This window comes from Nocardioides rubriscoriae (assembly GCF_008087085.1).
Taxonomy (GTDB): domain Bacteria; phylum Actinomycetota; class Actinomycetes; order Propionibacteriales; family Nocardioidaceae; genus Nocardioides; species Nocardioides rubriscoriae.
This window is the reverse complement of sequence record NZ_VIYJ01000005.1, coordinates 45727-66088: the sequence shown is the minus strand read 5'-3', so window position 1 is coordinate 66088 and position 20362 is coordinate 45727. Positions and strand designations below refer to the sequence as shown.

The window sequence follows — 20362 nt, the reverse complement described above, 5'->3', positions numbered from 1 at the left end:
CCCCGATAGTGTCGTCGACCGTGTCTGCCCCCGGTGAGTCGAGCGTCGTCGTGCTGCTCGTGACCCACGACGGTGCGCGCTGGCTGCCCGGGGTGGTCGAGGGCATCGCCGAGCAGGGCTCCGCGGTGGGCGCGGTCGTCGCGGTCGACACCGGCAGCAAGGACGACAGCCGCGACCTGCTGCCGGCCCACTACGACCTGGTCGAGGCGACCTCGGCCACGGCGTTCCCGGCGGCGGTCGCGCTGGGCCTGGAGCAGATCGCAGCCGCGCACCCCGACGCCGAGTGGGTGTGGCTGCTGCACGACGACGCGCGCCCGGCGCCCGGTGCGCTGGTCACCCTGCTCGCGGCCGCCGAGCGGCGTCGCGACGTCGACCTGCTCGGCCCCAAGATCCGTGAGTGGCCCTCGCTGCGCCGTCTGGTCGAGGTCGGCGTCACGATCTCCGGCACCGGGCGCCGCGAGACCGGGCTGGAGCGCGGCGAGTACGACCAGGGCCAGCACGACGAGGAGCGCGAGGTCCTCGCGGTCAGCTCGGCCGGCCTGCTCGTACGCCGTCGGGTGCTCGAGGAGCTCGGGGGCTTCGACCCGCGGCTGCCCCTGTTCGGCAACGACCTCGACCTCGGCTGGCGCGCCGCGGCCGCGGGCCACACCAGCCTCGTGGTCCCGCAGGCCGTGGTCTTCCACGCCGAGGCCGCCCACCGGGGCACGCGGCGTACGCCGCTGACCGGTCGCCACACCCACTACCAGGAGCGCCGCTCCGCGCTCTACACGCTGCTGGTCAACGGCAGCACCGCGTCCCTGCCCTGGCGGGTGCTGCGGCTGAGCCTCGGCACGCTGGTGCGGATGCTCGGCTTCCTGCTCGTCCGGTCACCGGGCGAGGCCCTCGACGACCTCGCGGCGCTGGTGACCGTGGTCTTCCGGCCCGGTGCGGTGCTGGCCGGGCGCCGCGAGCGCCGCGAGCGGCAGGCGGCGTCGGCGACACCCCCCGACACCGAGCGCGTAGGCCGGCTGCTGCCGCCGGCGTGGCTGCCCTACCGCCACGGGCTCGACTTCGTCGGCGACGTGGTCTCGGCCGTCAGCAACCAGGCTTCCGACGTCGCCGAGCGGCGCCGGGTCGCCGCGGCCGAGCTCGACCCCTCCTCGCAGGCGGCGGCGCGCCTGCGCGCCGAGCGGATGGCCCGCGAGGACGAGGACGTCCTGGCCGACACCGGCGCCGTGGCGCGCTTCGTCACCAACCCCGTCGCCCTGGTCGTCGTGCTCCTCGTGGTCGGCATGCTCGTCGCCGCGCGCACCGCGCTGGGCCAGGTCAGCGGCGGCGCGCTCTCGCCGGCGCCGGCCGACGCCGGCGCCTGGTGGTCGCTGCACTACCAGACCTGGCACCCGCTGGCCTTCGGCACCGACGTGCCGGCCCCGCCGTACGTCGTCGTGCTCGCGCTGGCCGCCACCGTGCTGGGGCCGTCGGCGACCGTCAGCGCCCTGCTCGTGCTCGCGGTGCCCTTCGCGCTGTGGGGTGCCTTCCGCTTCCTGCGGGTCGCCGGCCGCCTGGTCAGCCCGCGCGGCGCGCCGCGCTGGCTGCTGGTCGGCGGCGCGACCACCTACGCCCTGGTCCCGGTGACGTCGGGCGCCTGGGGCGAGGGCCGGTTGGGCCTGGTCGTCGCCGGGGCGCTGCTGCCGTGGCTGGCCCATGCCTGCCTGGGCTTCGTCGACCCCGAGGCCGATCGGCGCTGGCGCGCCGCCTGGCGGGTCGGGCTGCTGCTCGCGCTCGTCGCGGCCTTCGCACCCGTGGCCTGGCTGGTCGCGCTGGCCCTGGTCGTCGTGGTGCTGGTCGGCGGACTCGTGGTCGCCCGCGCCGCCGTCGTGTCGACCGGGGTGTGGGGTCCTCCGGCGGCCGCGCTCGCCGTGCCCGTCGTCCTCCACGCGCCGTGGTGGGTCCCGGCCGTCACCGGGGGTCACGCCGCTGCGCTCGTCCTCGAGACCGGTCGACTGCCCTCGCCCGACGGCGGTCGCCTCGACCTGGTCCTGGGGCGCCTGGGCGACCTCGGCGCGCCCTCCTGGATCGGGGCCGTGCTCCTGGTGCTCGCCCTGCTCGCGCTCCTGCCGCGGGCCAGCCGGATCCCGGTCACCTTGTGCTGGCTCGTCGTGCTGGTCGCGACGGTGGTCGCCGCGGCGCTGGCCCCCCTCACGACCGCGCTGGCCGGCACCGACACGCCCGCCGGGCTGGGGGCGCCCTTGCTCGTCGCCCAGGCCGCCCTGGTCACCGCCGTGGTCCTCGGCGCCCAGGGGGCGGTGCGCAACCGCGTGTCGGCTCCCGTGCGCGTCCTGGCCGCGGTCGGCGCCGTCGCGGCCCTCGTCGTCCCCGTCGCGGGCGCGGTGTGGTGGGCCACGGCCGACGACCAGCTGACCTCCGCCGGCGAGGGCCTCGTGCCCGCCTACATGGTGCAGCGCTCCGTGACCGGCCCCGAGCACGGCGTCCTGGTCGTGCGCGGCAGCGTCATCGACTCGATCACCTACACCGTGCGTCGCGGCGACGGCCTGACCGTCGGCGAGGACGAGGTGGTCGCTCTCACCGACGCCGACCCCGACGTGACCGCGACCATCCGCGCCCTGGTCGCGCGGCCCACCCCCGAGGTGGTCGACCGCCTCGGCGACCTCGGTGTCGAGTACGTGCTGCTGCCGTCGCCGGCCGACGGCGCGGTCGCGGCCGCCCTCGACGCCGCGTCCGGTCTCGTCCAGGCCAGCTCGAGTCCCGGCAGCCGCGCCTGGCAGGTCGACCGGCCGCTCGACCCCGACGCCGTCGCCGGTGACGGCACCTCGTGGCTGCGCGTCGTCCTGCTGCTCGTCCAGGGTCTCGTGCTCCTCGTCGTCCTCGTGCTCGCGGCGCCGACCCTGCGATCGCGGAGGCAACCGTGAGCTCGTCCCGCACCGCGCGCGTCAAGCGCGCCCGTCTCGACGTCACCACCGTCGCGGCGGTCGTCATCCCGCTGCTCGCGCTCCTCGCCGCGTTGCTCGTCGACACCGGCACCACCCGGGCCCGCGAGGGCGCCCCGCCCGAGGAGACGCCGCTGACCCGGGCGAGCGTCGTGTGCCCGGCCGGGGGCAGCGACGTGCTCGTGACCTCGACGTCGGGGGTCTCGGGCCAGGTCGACGTCCGCGCCGGCGGCAGTGACCCCGAGGCCGTCGACGTCGCCCCCGGGGCCACCACCACGGTCCCGGTCGACCAGCGCGCCGTCGTGGTCACCGGCGAGGGTGCCCTGGCCCCTGGACTGGTCGCGGGCCGCTTCTCAGCGCCGCTGGCCAGCTTCGACTGCCGACCCCCCGTGTTCGACCAGTGGTTCACCGGGGTCGGCGCCGGGGCCAAGCACCGCTCGATCCTGCAGCTGGTCAACCCCGACGAGGGGCGCGCCGTCGTCGACGTCACCGTCCTGGGGGCCGACGGCGTCGTCGACGCCCCGCAGCTGCTCGGGGTGACCGTCGAGGGCGGGGCGTCGCGCTCGCTGCCCCTCGCCGAGATCCTGCCCCGGCGCGACGAGCTCGCGCTCCACGTGACCGTGGTCCGCGGCCGCATCGCCGCCAGCGTGCGCGACACCGTCCGGGGCCTGGGTGGCGGCCGTACCGGCGACGACGGGCTGGCCTCGCAGGCCGCGCCCGCGACGAGCAACCTGGTGCTCGGCATCCCCAGCGGCTCGGGTCCACGCACGCTCGTGCTGGCCAACCCCACCACGTCCCAGGGACGCGCCACGGTCTCCCTGGTGACGCGCGACGCGGTGTTCGAGCCCCGCGGGCTCGACGCCGTCGACCTACCGCCGCAGAGCGTGGTCGTCGTCCCGGTCGCGGAGGTGCTGCGCGCCGCCGGCACCGGCGACGGCCAGGCGGTCGGGCTGCAGGTCGACTCCACCGTCGCCACCACCGCGAGCCTGTCCATGTTCGTCAAGGGCGACCTCGCCACGGCGGTCCCGGTCGCCCCGCTGGCCGGTGCCGGCACCGCCGTGCTGCCCGACGGCGGCAAGGGCCTGCTCCTCGGTGACGCCGACGCCCCCGGCGTGGTCACCGTCGTGGCCCGCAAGGCCGACGGCACCGTGCTGCAGGACAAGCGCGTCGAGGTGGCACCCGGGCGCGCCGACACCGTGGCCCTGCCCGACGGAACGCGTCTGGTCACGGTCACCCCCGCACGCACGTCCGTGGCCGCGGTCGTGCTCGTCGTCTCCGACGGCGGGGCCACCGTCGTGCGGCTGCGCGCGCCCGTCACCACCGGCCTGGTGCCCGACGTGCGCGTCGGCCCGCCCTAGCGGCAGCAGCGGGGCTCCTCACAGGCCGAGGTCGGCCAGCACCCCCGGCAGGGCCGCGGTCGGCACGTCGTAGGGGACGAACGCCGAGGGGTGCTCGCAGACGCGGTCGATGACGCGCTGCGTCGGGACCTGGACGTCGGGTGAGCGCGAGTCGCCGAGCTCGACGACCCGCGCCCCGGCCGGGGCGAACGCCGACAGGTGCAGCGCCGAGCCGGCGCACCCGGCCAACACCGACGCGCCGGCGGCGAGCCGGAGCTGCTCGGCGACCCCGAGCGACTCGGGCGCCACGACCCGGAAGCCGGCGCCGGCGAAGGCCGAGTCCAGGGCGAGGTCGTGGGCCTCGTCGGTGCGGGTGGGCCGGCCTTCGGCGCGACGAGCGCGGTTGAACGCGGTGCGGGTCACGAAGACCCGGTCCCCGTCGGGGTCGAGGTCGAGGCGTCCGCCGGCGGCCGCGGCCATGCGGCGCCAGACCGTGCGGGCCTGCTCCCACGCCCAGCCGTTGACGACGATGCCGCGTCCGGGCACGAGCAACCGCTCGGCCACGAGGTTCTCGTCCTCGATCACCTCGAATGGCACACCGCCCCAGCCGGCCAGGTCGAGCAGCTCGGTCTGCCAGTCCGAGACACCGCGCAAGCGGCTCATGAAGTTGTGGAAGACGATGCCCGAGACGCCGGCGACCTGGGGGCCCTCGGGCCACAGCGTCGTGAGGGTCTCGGCGAAGAAGTGGCCGAAGTGCTGGGTCCAGTGGCCGCCGTAGAGCCAGGTGCCCTCGAGACGCCGGGCGCCTGCCTGCTGGCGCGGCGGCACCCGCGCCGGGTCGGCCTGGGCGACCTGCGCCCCCACCAGGCCGCCGATCTTCTGCGACGAGACCACCAGTCGCCCCTCGGCGTCGTGGACGGCACCGCGGATCCACCGGGTGGGCTCGACGATGGTGCGCAGGTCGCCGCGCCGGACCCGGGTGAGGATCGCGCCGGGGACCTCGGTCAGCTCCGGCGGACCCTCGACCGGGTCGTGCGGGAAGGTCGGCAGGGCCCAGCCCGGACCGGGTCGCACCTCGTGGCCGCCGGTCACAGGCCCAGGTCGCGACGCAGCTCGCGACGGATCTCGTGCCACGGCCGCAGCTGCAGCACGTCCTCGGCCACCACCATCTGCTCGAAGCCCAGGTCGGCGACCTCGCGCAACGAGCGCTCGGGGACGTCGGTGCGGGACTTGCGCCACAGGACCGTCTGCCCGTGGTTGTCGGCGATCGTGCGGTAGGTCAGGTGCGGGCAGAACGTCTGCACGAACCACACCAGCTTGTAGATGTCGCCCATCCAGCGCTTGTCGGTCTCGCCGAGGTAGTCGCGCACCGCGAAGTGCTCCGCGCGGTCGGGCAGCGCGGCCAGGTGGGTCGGGGGGTGCGTGTCGTCGACGACGACGACCCCACGGGGGGCCAGGTGGTCGAGGGTGTTCATCAGGTCGCGCAGCGTCTGCTCGTAGACGTGCAGGCCGTCGAGGAACACCACGTCGAACTGCTCGTCGCGCCCGACGACCCGGGCGAAGTAGTCGTCGCTGGTGACCTCGTGGAACTCCGTGCCGGGCTCGTCGCGCTCGTGGTGCGGCGGGTCCAGCTTGAAGACCGGGTCGACGGCGACCTTGCGGGCCGCGGGCACCTTGTCGAAGGTGACCCCGCGCCACACCCCGACCTCGAGGTAGCGCGCCTGCGGGTAGAGCCGGCAGAGCTGTCGCATCACGGCGGCGCGGCTCACCACCTTGGGCGGGTCGACCGGGGGGTGCTGGACCTGGGGGTGCGTCACCGCAGCAGGCTACCGAGGGCCGGCGGGGCTGGCGGGGGCAGCGGGGGCAGCGGGGTCAGTCCTCGTCGTCGGCCACCCGCGGGTCGACGACCTCGGGGGCGACCCCGAGCAGCTCGGCGACCTGCTCGACGACCACCGTGAGCACCATCGCCTCGAGGTCGCTGCGCGAGGAGCACCGGTGCTCGATCGGCCGGCGGAAGACCACCAGCCGCGACGGCCGGGCCCCCGAGCCGCGCACCAGCGACGACAACGGCACCGTGCCTGCGTCCCAGTCGTCGGGGACCTGCGGGGTGTCCTCGACGGCGTACTCCACCAGGCCGAGGTGCTCCTGCCAGCGCTCCTCGATGTCGGCGACCACCGAGAGGACCAGGTCGTCGAAGCGGTCGCGCGCCGTCCGCAGCTCGGGGGTGCGCGGGTCGCGGGGGACCACCGCGGGCCCCCGCATGCCCCGGTCGCGCCGGTCGCGGGTACGACGACGACGCCGGCCGGGTTCCTCGTGCTGCACCACGACCGCGAGCCTAGGCGCCGCGGGGGCCGCAGACGGGTACGGTCACCCTCGTGAGTCTCCGCCGTTGTTCGCGCACCCCCTGCGGCCGCCCCGCGGTGCAGACCCTCACCTACGTCTACGCCGACCAGACCGCGGTGCTGGGCCCGCTCGCGACCTACGCCGAGCCCCACGCCTACGACCTGTGCGCCGTCCACAGCGAACGGCTCTCGGCCCCGCGCGGGTGGGAGGTGCTGCGCCTGGCGACCGACCTGCACGACCGCGGCCCCAACCACGACGACCTGCTCGCGCTCGCCGACGCCGTCCGCGAGGCCGGCCGTCCGCTCGCCGCGCCCCGGCCTGCCCCGGCCGACGAGACCGGGCGCGAGACCTCCCGCCGCGGCCACCTGCGCGTGCTGACGACCGACTAACCGCCCACCTGACCACCGGCCGACCACCGGCTGACCACCGGCTCCGGGCCCGGGCCCACTAGGGTCGTCGTCATGGCTCTCGATCCCGCCACCGTCCGCGCCATCTTCAAGGCCTACGACGTCCGGGGCACGGTGCCCGACCAGCTCGACGAGGAGCTCGCCCGCGCGACCGGGCGGGCGTTCGTCGAGGTCGTCGGCGCGGCCGAGGTGGTCGTCGGCTACGACATGCGCCCAAGCTCGCCGGGCATGGCCGGTGCCTTCGCCGACGGGGCCACCCAGGCCGGGGCCGACGTCACGATGATCGGGCTCGCCTCGACCGACCAGCTCTACTTCGCCTCCGGCCACCTCGCGATGCCCGGCGCGATGTTCACCGCCAGCCACAACCCGGCGCAGTACAACGGCATCAAGATGTGCCGTGCACTCGCCACCCCGATCGGGCTCGAGACCGGTCTGGCCGACATCCGCGACCTGGTGCTGTCCGGCGACTTCGCGGCGCCCACCCGCAGCGGCTCCATCACCGAGCACGACGTGCTCGAGGCGTACGCCGCCCACCTCGTCTCGCTCGCCCCGGTCGGCGGTCGCCGGCTGAAGGTCGTCGCCGACGCCGGCAACGGCATGGCCGGCTACACCGCCCCCGCGGTCTTCGGCCGCCTGGGCGACCACGTCGAGCTGGTGCCCCTCTACTTCGAGCTCGACGGCAGCTTCCCGAACCACGAGGCCAACCCGATCGAGCCCGACAACCTCGTCGACCTGCAGGCCAAGGTGCTCGAGGAGGGCGCCGACATCGGGCTCGCGTTCGACGGCGACGCCGACCGGTGCTTCCTCGTCGACGAGCGCGGACGCGCCGTGTCGCCCTCGACCCTCACCGCGCTGATCGCCGAGCGCGAGCTCGCCAAGGACCCCGGCGCGACCGTGATCCACAACCTCATCACCAGCCGGGCCGTGCCCGAGCTCGTGACCGAGCTCGGCGGCACCCCGGTCCGCACTCGCGTGGGGCACTCCTTCATCAAGGCCACGATGGCCGAGACCGACGCGATCTTCGGCGGCGAGCACAGCGGCCACTTCTACTTCCGCGACTTCTGGCGCGCCGACTCGGGCATGCTCGCCGCGCTGCACGCGCTCGCGGCGCTGTCGGGCCACGACGGCTCGCTCAGCGACCTGCTCGCGCGTTACGAGCGCTACCCGCTGTCGGGCGAGATCAACAGCACGGTGTCCGACGCGGCGGCGACCACCGCCGCCATCGAGGCGGCGTACGGCACGCGTGAGGGCGTCACCACCGACCACCTCGACGGGCTCACCGTCAGCCACGCGGACTGGCAGTTCAACGTACGCTCGTCCAACACCGAGCCGCTGCTGCGCCTCAACGTGGAGGGCCAGGACGAGGCGACCATGACGGCGGTGCGCGACGACGTGCTCGCCCTGATCCGTGGAGGAAGTTGATGTCCGGAATCGATCCCGCACTGCTCGAGATCATCGTGTGCCCCGACTGCCGTGGCGAGCTCGCGCTCGTCGAGCACGACGGGGCCGGCGAGCTGGTGTGCCAGTCGTGCGGACTGGCCTACCCGGTGCGCGACGACATCCCGGTCCTGCTCGTCGACGAGGCTCGCAAGCCTTGAGCTGGTTCGACGAGTCCCGTCTCGACGACGAGGTCGCCCTCGGGGCGGCCGACCTGCGGCTGCGCACGCTCGCCGAGTCCGGGGCCCGCGTGCGCCGCGAGGCCGGGGGAGCGGCCGAGGCGACCGCGATCGGCGTCACCCGGGCCCAGGAGGCGCGGCCGCGGGCCGTGATCGCCGCGGGTCCCGACTCCCGGCTGCTGCGCGCGGTCCTCGAGCCCTTCTGCCCGGTGCCGTTCGTGGCCTGGCCCGGACCCGCGCTGCCCGGCTGGGCCGGCAGCCTCGACCTGGTCGTCGTGCTGGCCCCGGTCGGCTCCGACTCCGGCGCCGCCTCCGCCGTCGCCGAGGCCGTACGCCGCGGGTGCCAGGTCGTCGTGGCCTGCCCGCCGACCTCGATGGTCGCCGAGCACGCCCAGGGCCGCTGGACCACCGTGCTGCCCACGGTCACCGACGACCAGCTCGCGACCGCCGTCGTGATGCTGTCCTACCTCCACCAGGTCGGGCTCGGCCCCGAGGCCGAGGCCGACACCGTCGCCGAGGCGCTCGACGCGGTCGCCCTGGCGTGCTCGCCGCACCGTGACATCTCGATCAACCCGGCCAAGATGCTCGCGATCTGCCTGGCCGACGCCAACCCGCTCGTGTGGGGCGGGTCGGTCCTGGCCGCCCGCGCGGCGCGCCGGGTCGCGGAGTCGATCCGGCGCTCGAGCGGGCGCACCGCGCTCGCGGGCGACGCCGAGCACCTGCTGCCGGTCATCGAGGCGACCCGGCAGCGTGACGTCTTCGACGACCCGTTCGCCGAGAGCGGGGGGTCGGGCGACCTGCGCCCGGTGCTCGTGGTCCTCGACGACGGCGCCGACGACCCGGTCGTGCGTGAGCACCGCGGTCGCCTGCAGGCCGCGGCCGCCGCACGCGGCGTCCGGGTCGAGACGGTGACCTCCGACGCCGCCGGTGAGGTCGCCCGCTACGCCTCGCTGCTGCTCACCGGCACCTACGCGGCGGAGTACCTCCGCCTGGGCCTGGTCGACGACTGACCGGTCGGGCGACGCCGCTCGCGGGCCCGTCGTCGGACAACCGGACGATTGGCCGGGTCCGCTGGCGCTGGTTAGCGTGCGGCAGATGCCTTCTCGGGACCCCTGGTTCGACAACGCCAAGATGGCCCTGGTGACCCTCGCCGTCGTGGGCCACGCGTGGAGCCTGCTGCTGCCGGACTCGACGACCGACAGCTGGCTCTACGACTTCCTCTACGTGTGGCACATGCCGGCCTTCATCCTGGTCAGCGGCTACTTCTCGCGCTCCTTCGACTGGTCGTCGCGCCGGCTGCGGGCCACGCTCACCACGCTCGTCGTCCCGTTCGTGCTCTACCAGGCGGCGCTGGCGTGGTTCCAGGTCGGCATCGGCTGGTCGGCACCCGAGCACCCGTTCCTCGAGCCGTTGTGGCCGCTGTGGTACCTCGTGGCCCTGGTCGCCTGGCGGCTCGCGGCCCCGGCCTTCCTCGCGGTCCCGGCCGGCGTGGCGATCGGCGCGTCCGTCGCGACCAGCGTGCTCGGTGGGCTGGTCGACGTGCCCTACCTCAGCCTGTCGCGGGTCCTGGGGATGCTGCCGTTCTTCGTCCTGGGCTTGGTGGCCACCCCCGAGCACGTCGAGCGCCTGCGGTCCGGCGCCGCCCGGCAGGCCGGGCTCGGGTTCCTGCTGCTGACGCTCCTGCTCGCGCGCGGCCTCGACTCGTGGGCGGGCACCTGGTGGTGGCTCTACTTCCGGCCCTACGACGTGCTGGGCGCCGGCCTCGGCGAGGGCGCCGCGGTGCGCGGCACGCTGCTGGTGCTCGCCCTGGGCTGCGCGCTTGGTTTCCTGTCGCTGGTGCCGCGCACCGGTGGCCGCTTCGCCCGCATGGGGTCGGCCACGATGGTCGTCTACCTGGTGCACGGCTTCGTGGTGCGCGGCGTCGACGCCGCCGGGCTGTTCGGCTGGACGACCGCGCACCCCGGTGCGGGCCGGCCGGTGGTCGTGGCCGCGGCGGTCGTGCTCGCCCTCGCGCTGGCTTCGCGTCCGGCCGTCCGGGTGCTCGGGCCGTGCGTCGACCCGGTCGGCTGGTGGCGGGCGACGTCCCGTGGCGTCGCAGTGCCGACGTCCGAGGGGTCACGGGGGCCGCAGGAGCTCGCGACGACTCGTCTAGGCTGAGGCGGGTGAGCGCTGGGCTGTTCGGACTCCTCGACGACATCGCCGCGCTCGCGCGCCTGGCCGCCGCCTCGACCGACGACATCGCGGCGGCCGCCGGCCGCGCCAGCGCCAAGGCCGCCGGGGTCGTCGTCGACGACACGGCCGTGACCCCGCAGTACGTCCAGGGCGTCGCCGCGCAGCGTGAGCTGCCGATCATCAAGAAGATCGCCGTCGGCTCCCTGCGCAACAAGCTCGTGCTCATCCTCCCCGCGGCGCTGCTGCTCAGCCAGTTCGCCCCCGACTGGGTGCTGCCGCTGATCCTCGTGTGCGGCGGCACGTTCCTGGCCTACGAGGGCGCCGAGAAGATCTGGGAGCGCGTCAGCGGGCACCCCCCGGAGGCCGGCGGCGGGTCGGCCGAGATCACGCCGGAGCAGGAGAGGACCATAGTGGCCGGAGCGATCCGCACCGACTTCATCCTCTCCGCCGAGATCATGGTGATCGCCCTCAACGAGGTGATCGACGAGCCGTTCGTCTCGCGCGCCGTGATCCTCGCGGTCGTGGCCCTCGGCATCACGGTGCTGGTCTACGGCGTCGTCGCCCTGATCGTGAAGATGGACGACGTGGGCCTGTCCCTGGCCCAGCGCCCGTCGGCCGCCGCCCGACGGGTGGGGCTCGCGCTCGTGCGCGCCATGCCAGGGCTGCTGGCCGTGATCTCGGTCGTCGGCACGGCCGCGATGCTCTGGGTGGGCGGCCACATCCTCGTCGTCCAGCTCCACGAGCTAGGCCTCGACGGGCCCTACGACGTCGTGCACCACCTCGAGGAGGAGGCCGCGCACGCGCTCGAGTCGGTCGGCGGCGTGGTCGGGTGGCTGGTCAACACCGCGCTGTCGGCCGTGGTCGGGCTGGTCGTCGGTGCCGTCGTCGTCGCCGTGATGCACGTGCTCCCGACCGGTGCGGCGTCGTCGGTCGACGACCCCGGCGCCCACTGAGGCACAACCCTTCCGGGGATTCCCCACTGACCCTGGCGCTGTCCTACTCTGAGACCGTCGCGTGGGAGATCCCGACGAACGCGCAGATGCGCGACGCAGACGCCAGCTCAGCACTCTCCTGAGGAGACACCTGATGGACTACAAGGTCGCAGACCTTTCCCTTGCCGACTTCGGTCGCACCGAGATCAAGCTCGCCGAGCACGAGATGCCCGGCCTCATGGCGATGCGTGAGCGCTTCGGCGACTCCAAGCCCCTCGCCGGCGCCCGCATCGTCGGCTCGATCCACATGACGATCCAGACCGCCGTCCTCATCGAGACGCTGACCGCGCTCGGTGCTGAGTGCCGCTGGGCCTCGTGCAACATCTTCTCGACCCAGGACCACGCCGCCGCCGCGGTCGTCGTCGGCCCCGAGGGCTCCGTCGACAACCCCACCGGCACCCCCGTCTTCGCCTGGAAGGGCGAGACGCTGGAGGAGTACTGGTGGTGCACCCAGCAGATCCTCGACTGGGGCGACGAGCTGCCCAACATGATCCTCGACGACGGTGGCGACGCCACCTTGCTGGTGCACCTCGGTGTCCAGGCCGAGAAGACCGGCGCGGCGCCCGACCCGGCCACCGCCCAGAGCACCGAGCAGCGGATCATCTTCGAGGTCCTCAACAGCGTGCTGGCCGAGAAGAAGGACTACTGGGGCCCGATCGCCAACTCGATCAAGGGCGTCACCGAGGAGACCACCACCGGTGTCCACCGTCTCTACGAGATGATGAAGGAGGGGTCGCTCCTCTTCCCCGCCATCAACGTCAACGACTCGGTCACCAAGTCGAAGTTCGACAACAAGTACGGCTGCCGCCACTCGCTCATCGACGGCATCAACCGCGCCACCGACGTCCTCATCGGCGGCAAGGTCGCGGTCGTCTGCGGCTACGGCGACGTCGGCAAGGGCTCCGCGGAGTCCCTGCGCGGCCAGGGCGCCCGCGTCATCGTCACCGAGATCGACCCGATCTGCGCGCTCCAGGCGGCGATGGACGGCTACCAGGTCACCACGCTCGAGGAGGCCCTGCCGACCGCCGACATCATCGTCACCGCCACCGGCAACCGCGACGTCGTCACCGTCGACCACATGCGCGCGATGAAGCACAACGCGATCGTCGCCAACATCGGTCACTTCGACAACGAGATCGACATGGCCGGCCTCGAGGCCGAGGGTGTCGCCGTGCGCAAGACCGTCAAGCCGCAGGTCGACCTGTGGACGTTCGACGACGGCAAGGCCATCATCGTGCTGTCCGAGGGTCGCCTCATGAACCTCGGCAACGCCACGGGCCACCCGTCGTTCGTGATGTCGACGTCCTTCACCAACCAGGTGCTGGCGCAGATCGAGATCTTCACCAAGACCGAGCAGTACCCGGTCGGCGTCTACGTGCTGCCCAAGCACCTCGACGAGGAGGTCGCCCGCCTCCACCTCGACGCCCTCGGCGTCAAGCTGACCACCCTCAGCGACACCCAGGCCGGCTACCTCGGCCTGGACGCGGCCGGGCCCTACAAGCCCGAGACCTACCGCTACTGAGTCGATTGGTCGCTCCGTGCGCCGTGTGGTCACCTCCCGCACGGGTAGGGGCGCCGGGTGACCGGACGGGGCACCCGCCGTGTCGGAGTAGGACGATCACCGCGTAGGACGAGAACGCCACCACGGTCACCGTGGTGGCGTTCTCGCGTTCGTGAGGCGGCTGACACAATGGACGGCATGAGTGAACCGGCGAGCGCCCTGGCGACCAACGGTCGCGTGCTCGTCGTCGACGACGACGCCGCGCTGTCCGAGATGTTGTCCATCGTGCTGCGCCAGGAGGGCTTCGACTCCCAGACCGTCGCGCGCGGCGACCAGGCGCTCGCGGCGTTCCGCGACTACCGCCCCGACGTGGTGCTGCTCGACCTGATGCTCCCGGGGCGCGACGGGATCGACGTGTGCAAGGAGATCCGGGCCGAGTCCGGGGTCCCCATCGTCATGCTCACCGCCAAGGGCGACACCGTCGACATCGTGGTTGGCCTCGAGTCCGGCGCCGACGACTACGTCGTCAAGCCGTTCAAGCCCAAGGAGCTCGTCGCCCGGATCCGCGCCCGGGTGCGGCGCAACGAGCAGGGCGACCCGGGCCAGCAGGAGACGCTGACGATCGGCGACCTCGAGATCGACGTCGACGGCCACTCGGTCACGCGCGACGGCGCGTCGATCAGCCTGACGCCCCTCGAGTTCGACCTGCTGCTGTGCCTGGCGCGCAAGCCGTGGCAGGTCTTCACCCGCGAGATGCTCCTCGAGACGGTGTGGGGCTACCGCCACGCCGCCGACACCCGGCTGGTCAACGTCCACGTCCAGCGGCTGCGGTCCAAGGTCGAGCACGACCCGGAGCACCCCGAGATCGTCGTGACCGTGCGCGGGGTCGGCTACAAGGCCGGCAAGGCCTAGGTCGTGGACCGGCCGCGGCGCAGGACGCGCCTGCCGTCCGGCGTACGCCGTGCGCTCACGTTCTGGCGCCGGTCCACCCAGGCGCGGGTCGTCGCGAGCACCCTGGTGCTGTCGGCCGTCGTCATCAGCGCCGTGGGCTGGTACCTGCTGCGCGAGACCCGCGACGGCCTGCTCGACAGCCGGGTCGCCACCGTGCTCGCGGAGGCCTCCAACGAGACCACGGAGGCCGAGGCCCGCCTCGAGACCGTGTCGGGCCGCGACCCGGACGCCACGGCGCAGCTACGGGCGCTCGCCGACGAGATCATCAAGCGCGCCGAGACCCGCGGCTACAGCGTCGCCGTCGCCGGGCCGGTCGACCAGGGCGTCCCGGTCGGCGAGGGTGTCGCGAGCTTCAGCTCGGGACTCGACCTGTCGGCCAGCGTCCCCAGCTCCCTGCAGCGCCGTCTGTCGACCGTGGGCGCCACCCCGGCGTGGACCTACACCCGGATCGTCACCGAGGTCGACGGCGTCACGACGGGCCGCCCCGCGATCGCCGTCGGCTCCCAGGTCCGGCTGCCGGCCGACGGGCGGACCTACGCGATCTACCTGCTCTACCCCCTCGACGAGGAGCAGGAGACCCTCGACCTGGTCACCCAGGCGCTGCTCACGGCCGCCGTCCTGCTGCTCGTGCTGGTCGCCGGGCTGACCTGGTTGGTGACCCGCCAGGTCGTCACCCCGGTGCGGCTGGCCCGCCAGGTCGCCGAGCGGCTGGCCGCCGGACGGCTGCAGGAGCGGCTGCAGGTCAAGGGCGAGGACGACGTCGCGCGCCTGGCGATCTCGTTCAACCAGATGGCCAGCAACCTGCAGCGCCAGATCCGCCAGCTCGAGGAGCTCAGCCGTGTGCAGCGCCGGTTCGTCTCCGACGTGTCCCACGAGCTGCGCACGCCGCTCACGACCGTCCGGATGGCCGGCGACGTGCTCCACGACGCCCGCGGCGACTTCGACCCCGGCACCGCCCGCGCCGCCGAGCTCCTGCAGACCGAGCTCGACCGCTTCGAGACCCTGCTCGCCGACCTGCTCGAGATCAGCCGCTTCGACGCCGGCGCGGCGGTGCTCGACCTCGAGGACGTCAACCTCGGCGACGTCGTACGCCGGGTGGTCGACTCGACCCGGGCCCTGGCCGAGCAGCGCGGGGTCCGGGTCTTCGTCGAGGACGCCGACCGGCCCTGCCTCGCCGAGGCCGACGCCCGACGGGTCGAGCGGATCGTGCGCAACCTGGTCACCAACGCCATCGACCACGCCGCCGTCGGTGGCCGCGAGCCCGGCATCGTGGTGCGGCTCGGCGTCGACGACGACGCCTCGGCGGTCGCGGTCCGCGACTACGGCATCGGTCTGGAGCCGGGGGAGTCGGCGATGGTGTTCAACCGGTTCTGGCGCGCCGACCCGGCCCGGGCCCGCACCAGCGGGGGCACCGGTCTCGGGTTGTCGATCGCCCTCGAGGACACCCACCTGCACGGGGGGTGGCTGCAGGCGTGGGGCCGCCCCGGCGGCGGCGCCCAGTTCCGGTTGACGCTGCCGCGTCGTGCCGGCTTCGCGCTGCGGCGCAGCCCGCTGCCGCTGCAGCCCGAGGACGCCGCCGTCCTCGGCAGCTATCCCGCGGCCGCCTCTCCCACCGTCGCGCGCGACCCGGCCTCCGAGGCCCCCGGCGCCGCAAAGGCCCCCGTGGCCCCCGTCGTCCCCACCCCGGCCGGGTCGGCCGGGCCGGCCGTCCCCGCGGCGCCCGACGCCCGGCCCGGCGGCCCGCAGGTGCGGCGATGAGGTCGACGCGACGACGGGGCCAGGCCGTGCCCGTGCTGCTCCTGCTGGGGGTGGTGCTGGCCGGCTGCACGAGCCTGCCCGAGTCGGGGCCGGTGGTCGACGCGGGCGCGCGGTCCTCGGTCGACGACGAGCGCGCCAGCGACATCAACCCGGCCCCGCCGGTCCCGGGGATGAGCCCGAGCGCGGTCGTGGGCGGGTTCCTCGACGCCATGACCGCGTCCCCGATCCGCCTCGACGTCGCCAAGCTCTTCCTCTCGACGCCGGCGGCGTCCGAGTGGGAGCCCGGCGACGGCACCATCACCTACGCCGATGCCCGCCAGCCCCGCGACGACCGGCTGCGCGTGTCGGTGCAGCTGGTCGACGCCGAGCGGCTCGACCGCTCCGGCGGCTACGTCGGCCGGCTCGGCAACGGCAGCGACGTGCTGCGCTTCGACCTGACGGTCCAGGACAACGAGTACCGCATCACCAACCCGCCCGACGCCCTGGTCGTGCCGCGCAAGTGGTTCACCCAGCGGTTCCGGCCCGCCTCGCTGTTCTACTTCGACCCCAGCGGTCGGATCCTGGTGCCGCAGCCGGTCTACGTGCCCCGGGGCAAGGAGCTGCCGGCCACGCTGGTCAGCCGGCTGATCGAGGGACCCGGCGGCTACCTGTCGATGCTCACGAGGTCCTACGTCCCGACGGGCCTGGACCCCCGGCCCTCGGTGGCCATCTCGCCCGACGGCGTCGCCGACATCGACCTGGGCGGTGAGGCCAGCTCGATCAGCAGCCCCGCTGCGGAACGGCTGCTGGCCCAGCTCGCCTGGACCCTGCGCCAGCAGCCCGAGATCCGTGCCGTGCGGGTCACCCTCGGTGGCGCGCCGGTGCTCGGGCCCGACGGCGACCAGCTGTACGCCGTCGAGGAGGCCGCCCGTTACGGGCCCAACGGGCCCGACCCCACCCAGCAGCTCTTCGCGGTGCGCGACCGGCGGCTCGCCGTCCGCGAGGGCAACGAGCTGCAACCGGTGAGCGGGGTCTTCGGCACCGGTGCGGCCCCGGTGCGCGCCGCCACGCCCAACCTCGACGGCACCCTGGTCGCCGGGGTCGGCGTGGAGGGCCGCAGGCTGCTCGTCGGCGACCTCAACGCGGCCCGTGGGAGCACCGCCGCCGGGGCCCGCGCCGACGTGGTGCTCCGCGGCACCGACCTGCTGCCCCCGGCCTGGGACTTCGCCGACCGGATCTGGGTCGTCGACCGCACCCCGTCCGGTGCGTCGGTCCACGTCGTGGTCGACGGGGTCGACCGGGTGGTCGCGGTGTCGGGCGTGAGCGGGTCCGACGTCCGCTCCTTCCTGGTCTCACGTGACGGCACCCGCTTCGTCGCGGTCGTCCGCGACCGGACCGGCGACGAGCTGCGCGTCGGGCGCGTCGAGGTCGACGGGCTCGGCGCCGTCGTCCGCGTGCGCAGCACCGAGCTCGTCGAGGTCGACGCCAGCCCGACCCTGCGCATCGACGACATCGCCTGGACCTCCCCGACCACCCTGGCCCTGCTCACGCCCGTCGAGGCCGGCAAGCTCTACGCCGTGCGCACCATCGGCGTCGACGGCTCGGCGAGCAACGCCGAGTCGCTGCCGACGCCGGTGCCAGGACCCGTCACCGGCCTGGCCGGCTCCCCGGTCGAGGACCTGCCGCTCTACGTCGTGACCCCCGACAACATCGTCGACGTCACCAACGGCGGTTCCTACGGCTTCGTCGGCGAGGCGGCCACCAGCATCACCTACGCCGGCTGAGCCCGGCCCGCGGCGCTCGTCCACAGGCCGGGTCGGAGCGCTGGCGGGCCGCGGCGTTTCCTGGTGCGATCGTCTCGTGGTGACCGGACGCGAGACGGGCGGCGTGCGTGACGCGGCCGTCGACCTGCTGCTCGGCGGCAGCTGCCTGGGCTGTTCCGTCCCGGGGCGCCTGGTCTGCCCGGCCTGCCGCGCCGCGCTGCCGTCCGACGCGACGCCGCGCTGGCCGAGCCCGCCCCCACCCGGCCTGGTGACGCCGTTCGCGGTGACGGCGTACGAGGGTCTGGCCCGGTCGCTGGTGCTCAGCCACAAGGAGCACCGGATGCTGGCGCTGACCCCGGTCCTGGGCCGGCTGCTGGCCCGCTCGGTCGCCGCGGCGTTCGCCGGCCTGGTGTCGCCGGGCGGCCCCGTCGGCCCGGTGCTGCTCGTGCCGGTGCCGTCGCGTCCCTCGACGGTCCGCGCCCGCGGGCACGACCCGACGCTCGCGATGACCCGGTCGGCCGCCAGGGTGCTGGGCGCCGGGGTGTCGGTCGCCCCGCTGCTGCGCTCGCGACCCGGGGTCGTCGACCAGGCCGGCCTCGACGTCGTCCAGCGCCGGGCCAACCTCGCCGGGTCGATGGCGGTGCGCCCGCGAGAGCTGCGCAGGTGGGCACGCCGCGGCACCGCGGCCCACGTGGTCGTGTGCGACGACGTCCTCACGACCGGCAGCACGGCCCGCGAGGCGCAGCGGGCCCTGGCGGCCGTCGGGGTCGAGGCGCTCGCGGTGGCGGTGGTGGCGGCCACCGCCCGCCGCTCACCGGCGGGGGAGTCCCACCTCGGGGTTCACGGCGTTTCCTCAGGCGCAGAGGTTCCGTCACCCCCTGCCACCCACTAACGTCATGTCATGGAGTCCGTCCGGGTCCGTGGTTGCGTCGTCCCGGGTACTCGCCCGGGCCGGCAAGCCGATGCCAGTCGCAGGCAAAGCGGTCCACGTAACCCGCGTTCTGCGCGGGGATCACGGTGCGGCTTAGTAGTAAGTCCTGCCCCGTCCCGGCCGTCAGATGCGGCCTGCCCCTCGGGGTGTCGGGAGAAGGCCAGTAGTGGCACTGAGCCGCGAGAGCCTCAGCAGGCGGTTGTGGGGTCGAAGACCAGGTCGGCCGGACGGACTCCTCCACACCCACCCCACGGGTGCGGTCGGCCGGTCCCACCGGTCGACCGAGCACACCATCGCTAGCTGGAGGTCACCATGGATGTTGTCGTCACCGGGCGTCACTGCGAGATCACGGACTCGTTCCGCACCCACTGCTCAGAGAAGCTCGCTCGGCTCGAGAAGCACGACCACCGGATCCAGCGAGTCCACGTCGAGGTCGACTGCGAACCCAACCCGCGCCAGCAGGACAAGTCCATCCACCTCGAGCTGACCGCGTTCTCCAAGGGCCCCGTGATCCGCGCCGAGGCGGCGGCCGACCACCAGATGGGGGCCCTCGACCTGGCCGTCGACAAGATGGCGGCCCAGATGCGCCGCGCCGCCGACCGCCGTCGGGTCCACCACGGCCGCCGGGCCCCGGTCTCCGTCGGGCAGGCCCTCGCCGACGTCGAGTCCCCCCGGGACCTCGAGGTCGAGCCCGACGACGCGTCGCTGCACCGCGAGGTCGGGCCGATCGACGTCACCGGCGACGGGCCCCTGGTGGTGCGCGAGAAGACCCACCCCGCCACCCCGATGACCCTCGACCAGGCGATGTACGAGATGGAGCTGGTCGGGCACGACTTCTACCTGTTCGTCGACAAGGAGAGCGAGAAGCCGTCGGTCGTCTACCGCCGTCGCGGCTACGACTACGGCGTGATCTCGCTCGACGTCTCCCACGACCAGCCGGGCTGAGCCGCCACGCCCGCAGCGGGTGGCGTGACATGATCGCCCCGTGTCTGAGACAGCAGGGCGGGGACAGGACGAGCGCGAGCCGATCCGGGTGCTGGTGGTCGACGACCAGCAGCTCTTCCGGCGCGGCCTGACGATGCTGCTGGCCGTCGAGCCCGGCCTCGAGGTGGTGGGCGAGGCCGGCGACGGCGTCGAGGGCACCGCCCTGGCCGAGACCGCCGCCCCCGACGTCGTGCTGCTCGACGTACGGATGCCCAAGAAGTCGGGCATCGAGGCGTGCCTGGCGATCAAGCAGAGCGTCCCCTCGGCCAAGATCATCATGCTGACGGTCTCCGACGAGGAGGCCGACCTCTACGAGGCGGTCAAGAGCGGCGCCTCGGGCTACCTCCTCAAGGACTCCTCCATCGAGGAGGTGGCCCAGGCGATCCGCGTCGTGGCCGACGGCCAGTCGCTGATCAGCCCGTCGATGGCGATCAAGCTCATCGACGAGTTCAAGCAGATGTCGCGACCCGAGCGCGAGAGCGGCCCCGCGCTGCGCCTGACCGAGCGCGAGCTCGACGTGCTGCGGCTCGTGGCCCAGGGCCACAGCAACAAGGAGATCGCGGCCCGGCTGTTCATCAGCGAGAACACCGTCAAGAACCACGTCCGCAACATGCTCGAGAAGCTCCAGCTGCACTCCCGCATGGAGGCCGTCATGTACGCCGTGCGCGAGAACCTCCTCGAGCTGCCCGGCTCCTGACGTC

At 73.9% G+C, this 20362-nt stretch carries 18 protein-coding genes; 15 read left to right on the top strand and 3 right to left on the bottom strand.

All coding sequences use genetic code 11. From position 1 onward, the window contains the following. Positions 1-20 precede the first annotated feature (20 nt). Both FZC61_RS09980 and FZC61_RS09975 read left to right on the top strand, forming a co-directional pair. On the top strand, positions 21-2909 hold the full coding sequence (locus FZC61_RS09980; protein ID WP_148614026.1) for a glycosyltransferase family 2 protein: 2889 nt from the start codon (positions 21-23) through the stop codon (positions 2907-2909). Continuing rightward, complete coding sequence (locus FZC61_RS09975) at positions 2906-4285, top strand: DUF5719 family protein (RefSeq protein ID WP_148614025.1); 1380 nt, start codon at positions 2906-2908, stop codon at positions 4283-4285. Before FZC61_RS09980 ends, FZC61_RS09975 begins: the two co-directional genes overlap by 4 nt. An 18-nt stretch (positions 4286-4303) precedes the next feature. On the opposite strand, the gene FZC61_RS09970 is transcribed toward FZC61_RS09975, so the two are convergent. Genes FZC61_RS09970 through FZC61_RS09960 form a run of 3 tightly spaced genes read right to left on the bottom strand, consistent with a single transcriptional unit; the run spans position 4304 to position 6589 of the window. Continuing rightward, entirely contained in the window at positions 4304-5356 is a 1053-nt protein-coding gene (locus tag FZC61_RS09970) for a glycosyltransferase family 61 protein (RefSeq protein WP_170286057.1), read from the bottom strand. After that, complete coding sequence (locus FZC61_RS09965; RefSeq protein ID WP_148614024.1) at positions 5353-6081, bottom strand: class I SAM-dependent methyltransferase; 729 nt, start codon at positions 6079-6081, stop codon at positions 5353-5355. The genes FZC61_RS09970 and FZC61_RS09965 overlap by 4 nt, the downstream gene beginning before the upstream one ends. A gap of 55 nt (positions 6082-6136) precedes the next feature. Next, positions 6137-6589 carry a metallopeptidase family protein gene (locus tag FZC61_RS09960; protein ID WP_246142620.1) on the bottom strand — a complete coding sequence of 151 codons (453 nt, stop codon included), beginning with the start codon at positions 6587-6589 and terminating at the stop codon, positions 6137-6139. A gap of 50 nt (positions 6590-6639) precedes the next feature. Between FZC61_RS09960 and FZC61_RS09955 the strand changes: the two genes are divergently transcribed. The 13 genes from FZC61_RS09955 to FZC61_RS09895 all read left to right on the top strand — a co-directional run bounded on the left by FZC61_RS09955 (position 6640) and on the right by FZC61_RS09895 (position 20358). Continuing rightward, on the top strand, positions 6640-6996 hold the full coding sequence (locus FZC61_RS09955) for a DUF3499 domain-containing protein (protein WP_148614023.1): 357 nt from the start codon (positions 6640-6642) through the stop codon (positions 6994-6996). A 72-nt stretch (positions 6997-7068) separates the two neighbouring features. Further along, the gene (locus FZC61_RS09950; protein WP_148614022.1) at positions 7069-8436 is read left to right on the top strand and encodes a phosphomannomutase/phosphoglucomutase; all 1368 of its coding nucleotides are present in this window, start codon (positions 7069-7071) and stop codon (positions 8434-8436) included. Beyond that, positions 8436-8612, top strand: coding sequence for a Trm112 family protein (locus FZC61_RS09945; protein WP_211357197.1), 177 nt, complete (start codon positions 8436-8438; stop codon positions 8610-8612). Before FZC61_RS09950 ends, FZC61_RS09945 begins: the two co-directional genes overlap by 1 nt. Further along, positions 8609-9640 (top strand): SIS domain-containing protein, encoded by a 1032-nt coding sequence (locus FZC61_RS09940; protein WP_148614020.1) that lies wholly within the window; start codon positions 8609-8611, stop codon positions 9638-9640. Before FZC61_RS09945 ends, FZC61_RS09940 begins: the two co-directional genes overlap by 4 nt. Positions 9641-9725: 85 nt before the next feature. Beyond that, entirely contained in the window at positions 9726-10787 is a 1062-nt protein-coding gene (locus tag FZC61_RS09935) for an acyltransferase family protein (RefSeq protein ID WP_148614019.1), read from the top strand. Between the two features lie 5 nt (positions 10788-10792). Beyond that, positions 10793-11755, top strand: a complete 963-nt coding sequence (locus FZC61_RS09930; RefSeq protein ID WP_148614018.1) for a DUF808 domain-containing protein — start codon at positions 10793-10795, stop codon at positions 11753-11755. A gap of 133 nt (positions 11756-11888) precedes the next feature. Then, the gene (gene ahcY / locus FZC61_RS09925; RefSeq protein WP_148614017.1) at positions 11889-13316 is read left to right on the top strand and encodes an adenosylhomocysteinase; all 1428 of its coding nucleotides are present in this window, start codon (positions 11889-11891) and stop codon (positions 13314-13316) included. A gap of 168 nt (positions 13317-13484) precedes the next feature. After that, positions 13485-14207, top strand: coding sequence for an MtrAB system response regulator MtrA (gene mtrA, locus FZC61_RS09920; protein ID WP_425465816.1), 723 nt, complete (start codon positions 13485-13487; stop codon positions 14205-14207). 3 nt (positions 14208-14210) lie between these two features. Next, positions 14211-16004, top strand: coding sequence for an MtrAB system histidine kinase MtrB (gene mtrB, locus FZC61_RS09915; RefSeq protein WP_246142619.1), 1794 nt, complete (start codon positions 14211-14213; stop codon positions 16002-16004). Continuing rightward, positions 16001-17767: an LpqB family beta-propeller domain-containing protein gene (locus FZC61_RS09910; RefSeq protein ID WP_148614015.1), complete on the top strand. Its 1767-nt coding sequence runs from the start codon at positions 16001-16003 to the stop codon at positions 17765-17767. The genes mtrB and FZC61_RS09910 overlap by 4 nt, the downstream gene beginning before the upstream one ends. Positions 17768-17846: 79 nt before the next feature. Beyond that, the gene (locus tag FZC61_RS09905; RefSeq protein WP_148614014.1) at positions 17847-18638 is read left to right on the top strand and encodes a ComF family protein; all 792 of its coding nucleotides are present in this window, start codon (positions 17847-17849) and stop codon (positions 18636-18638) included. A gap of 351 nt (positions 18639-18989) precedes the next feature. After that, positions 18990-19622 (top strand): ribosome hibernation-promoting factor, HPF/YfiA family, encoded by a 633-nt coding sequence (hpf, locus tag FZC61_RS09900; RefSeq protein WP_148614013.1) that lies wholly within the window; start codon positions 18990-18992, stop codon positions 19620-19622. Between the two features lie 40 nt (positions 19623-19662). Next, on the top strand, positions 19663-20358 hold the full coding sequence (locus FZC61_RS09895) for a response regulator (protein WP_148614012.1): 696 nt from the start codon (positions 19663-19665) through the stop codon (positions 20356-20358). The last annotated feature ends 4 nt before the right edge of the window (positions 20359-20362 follow it).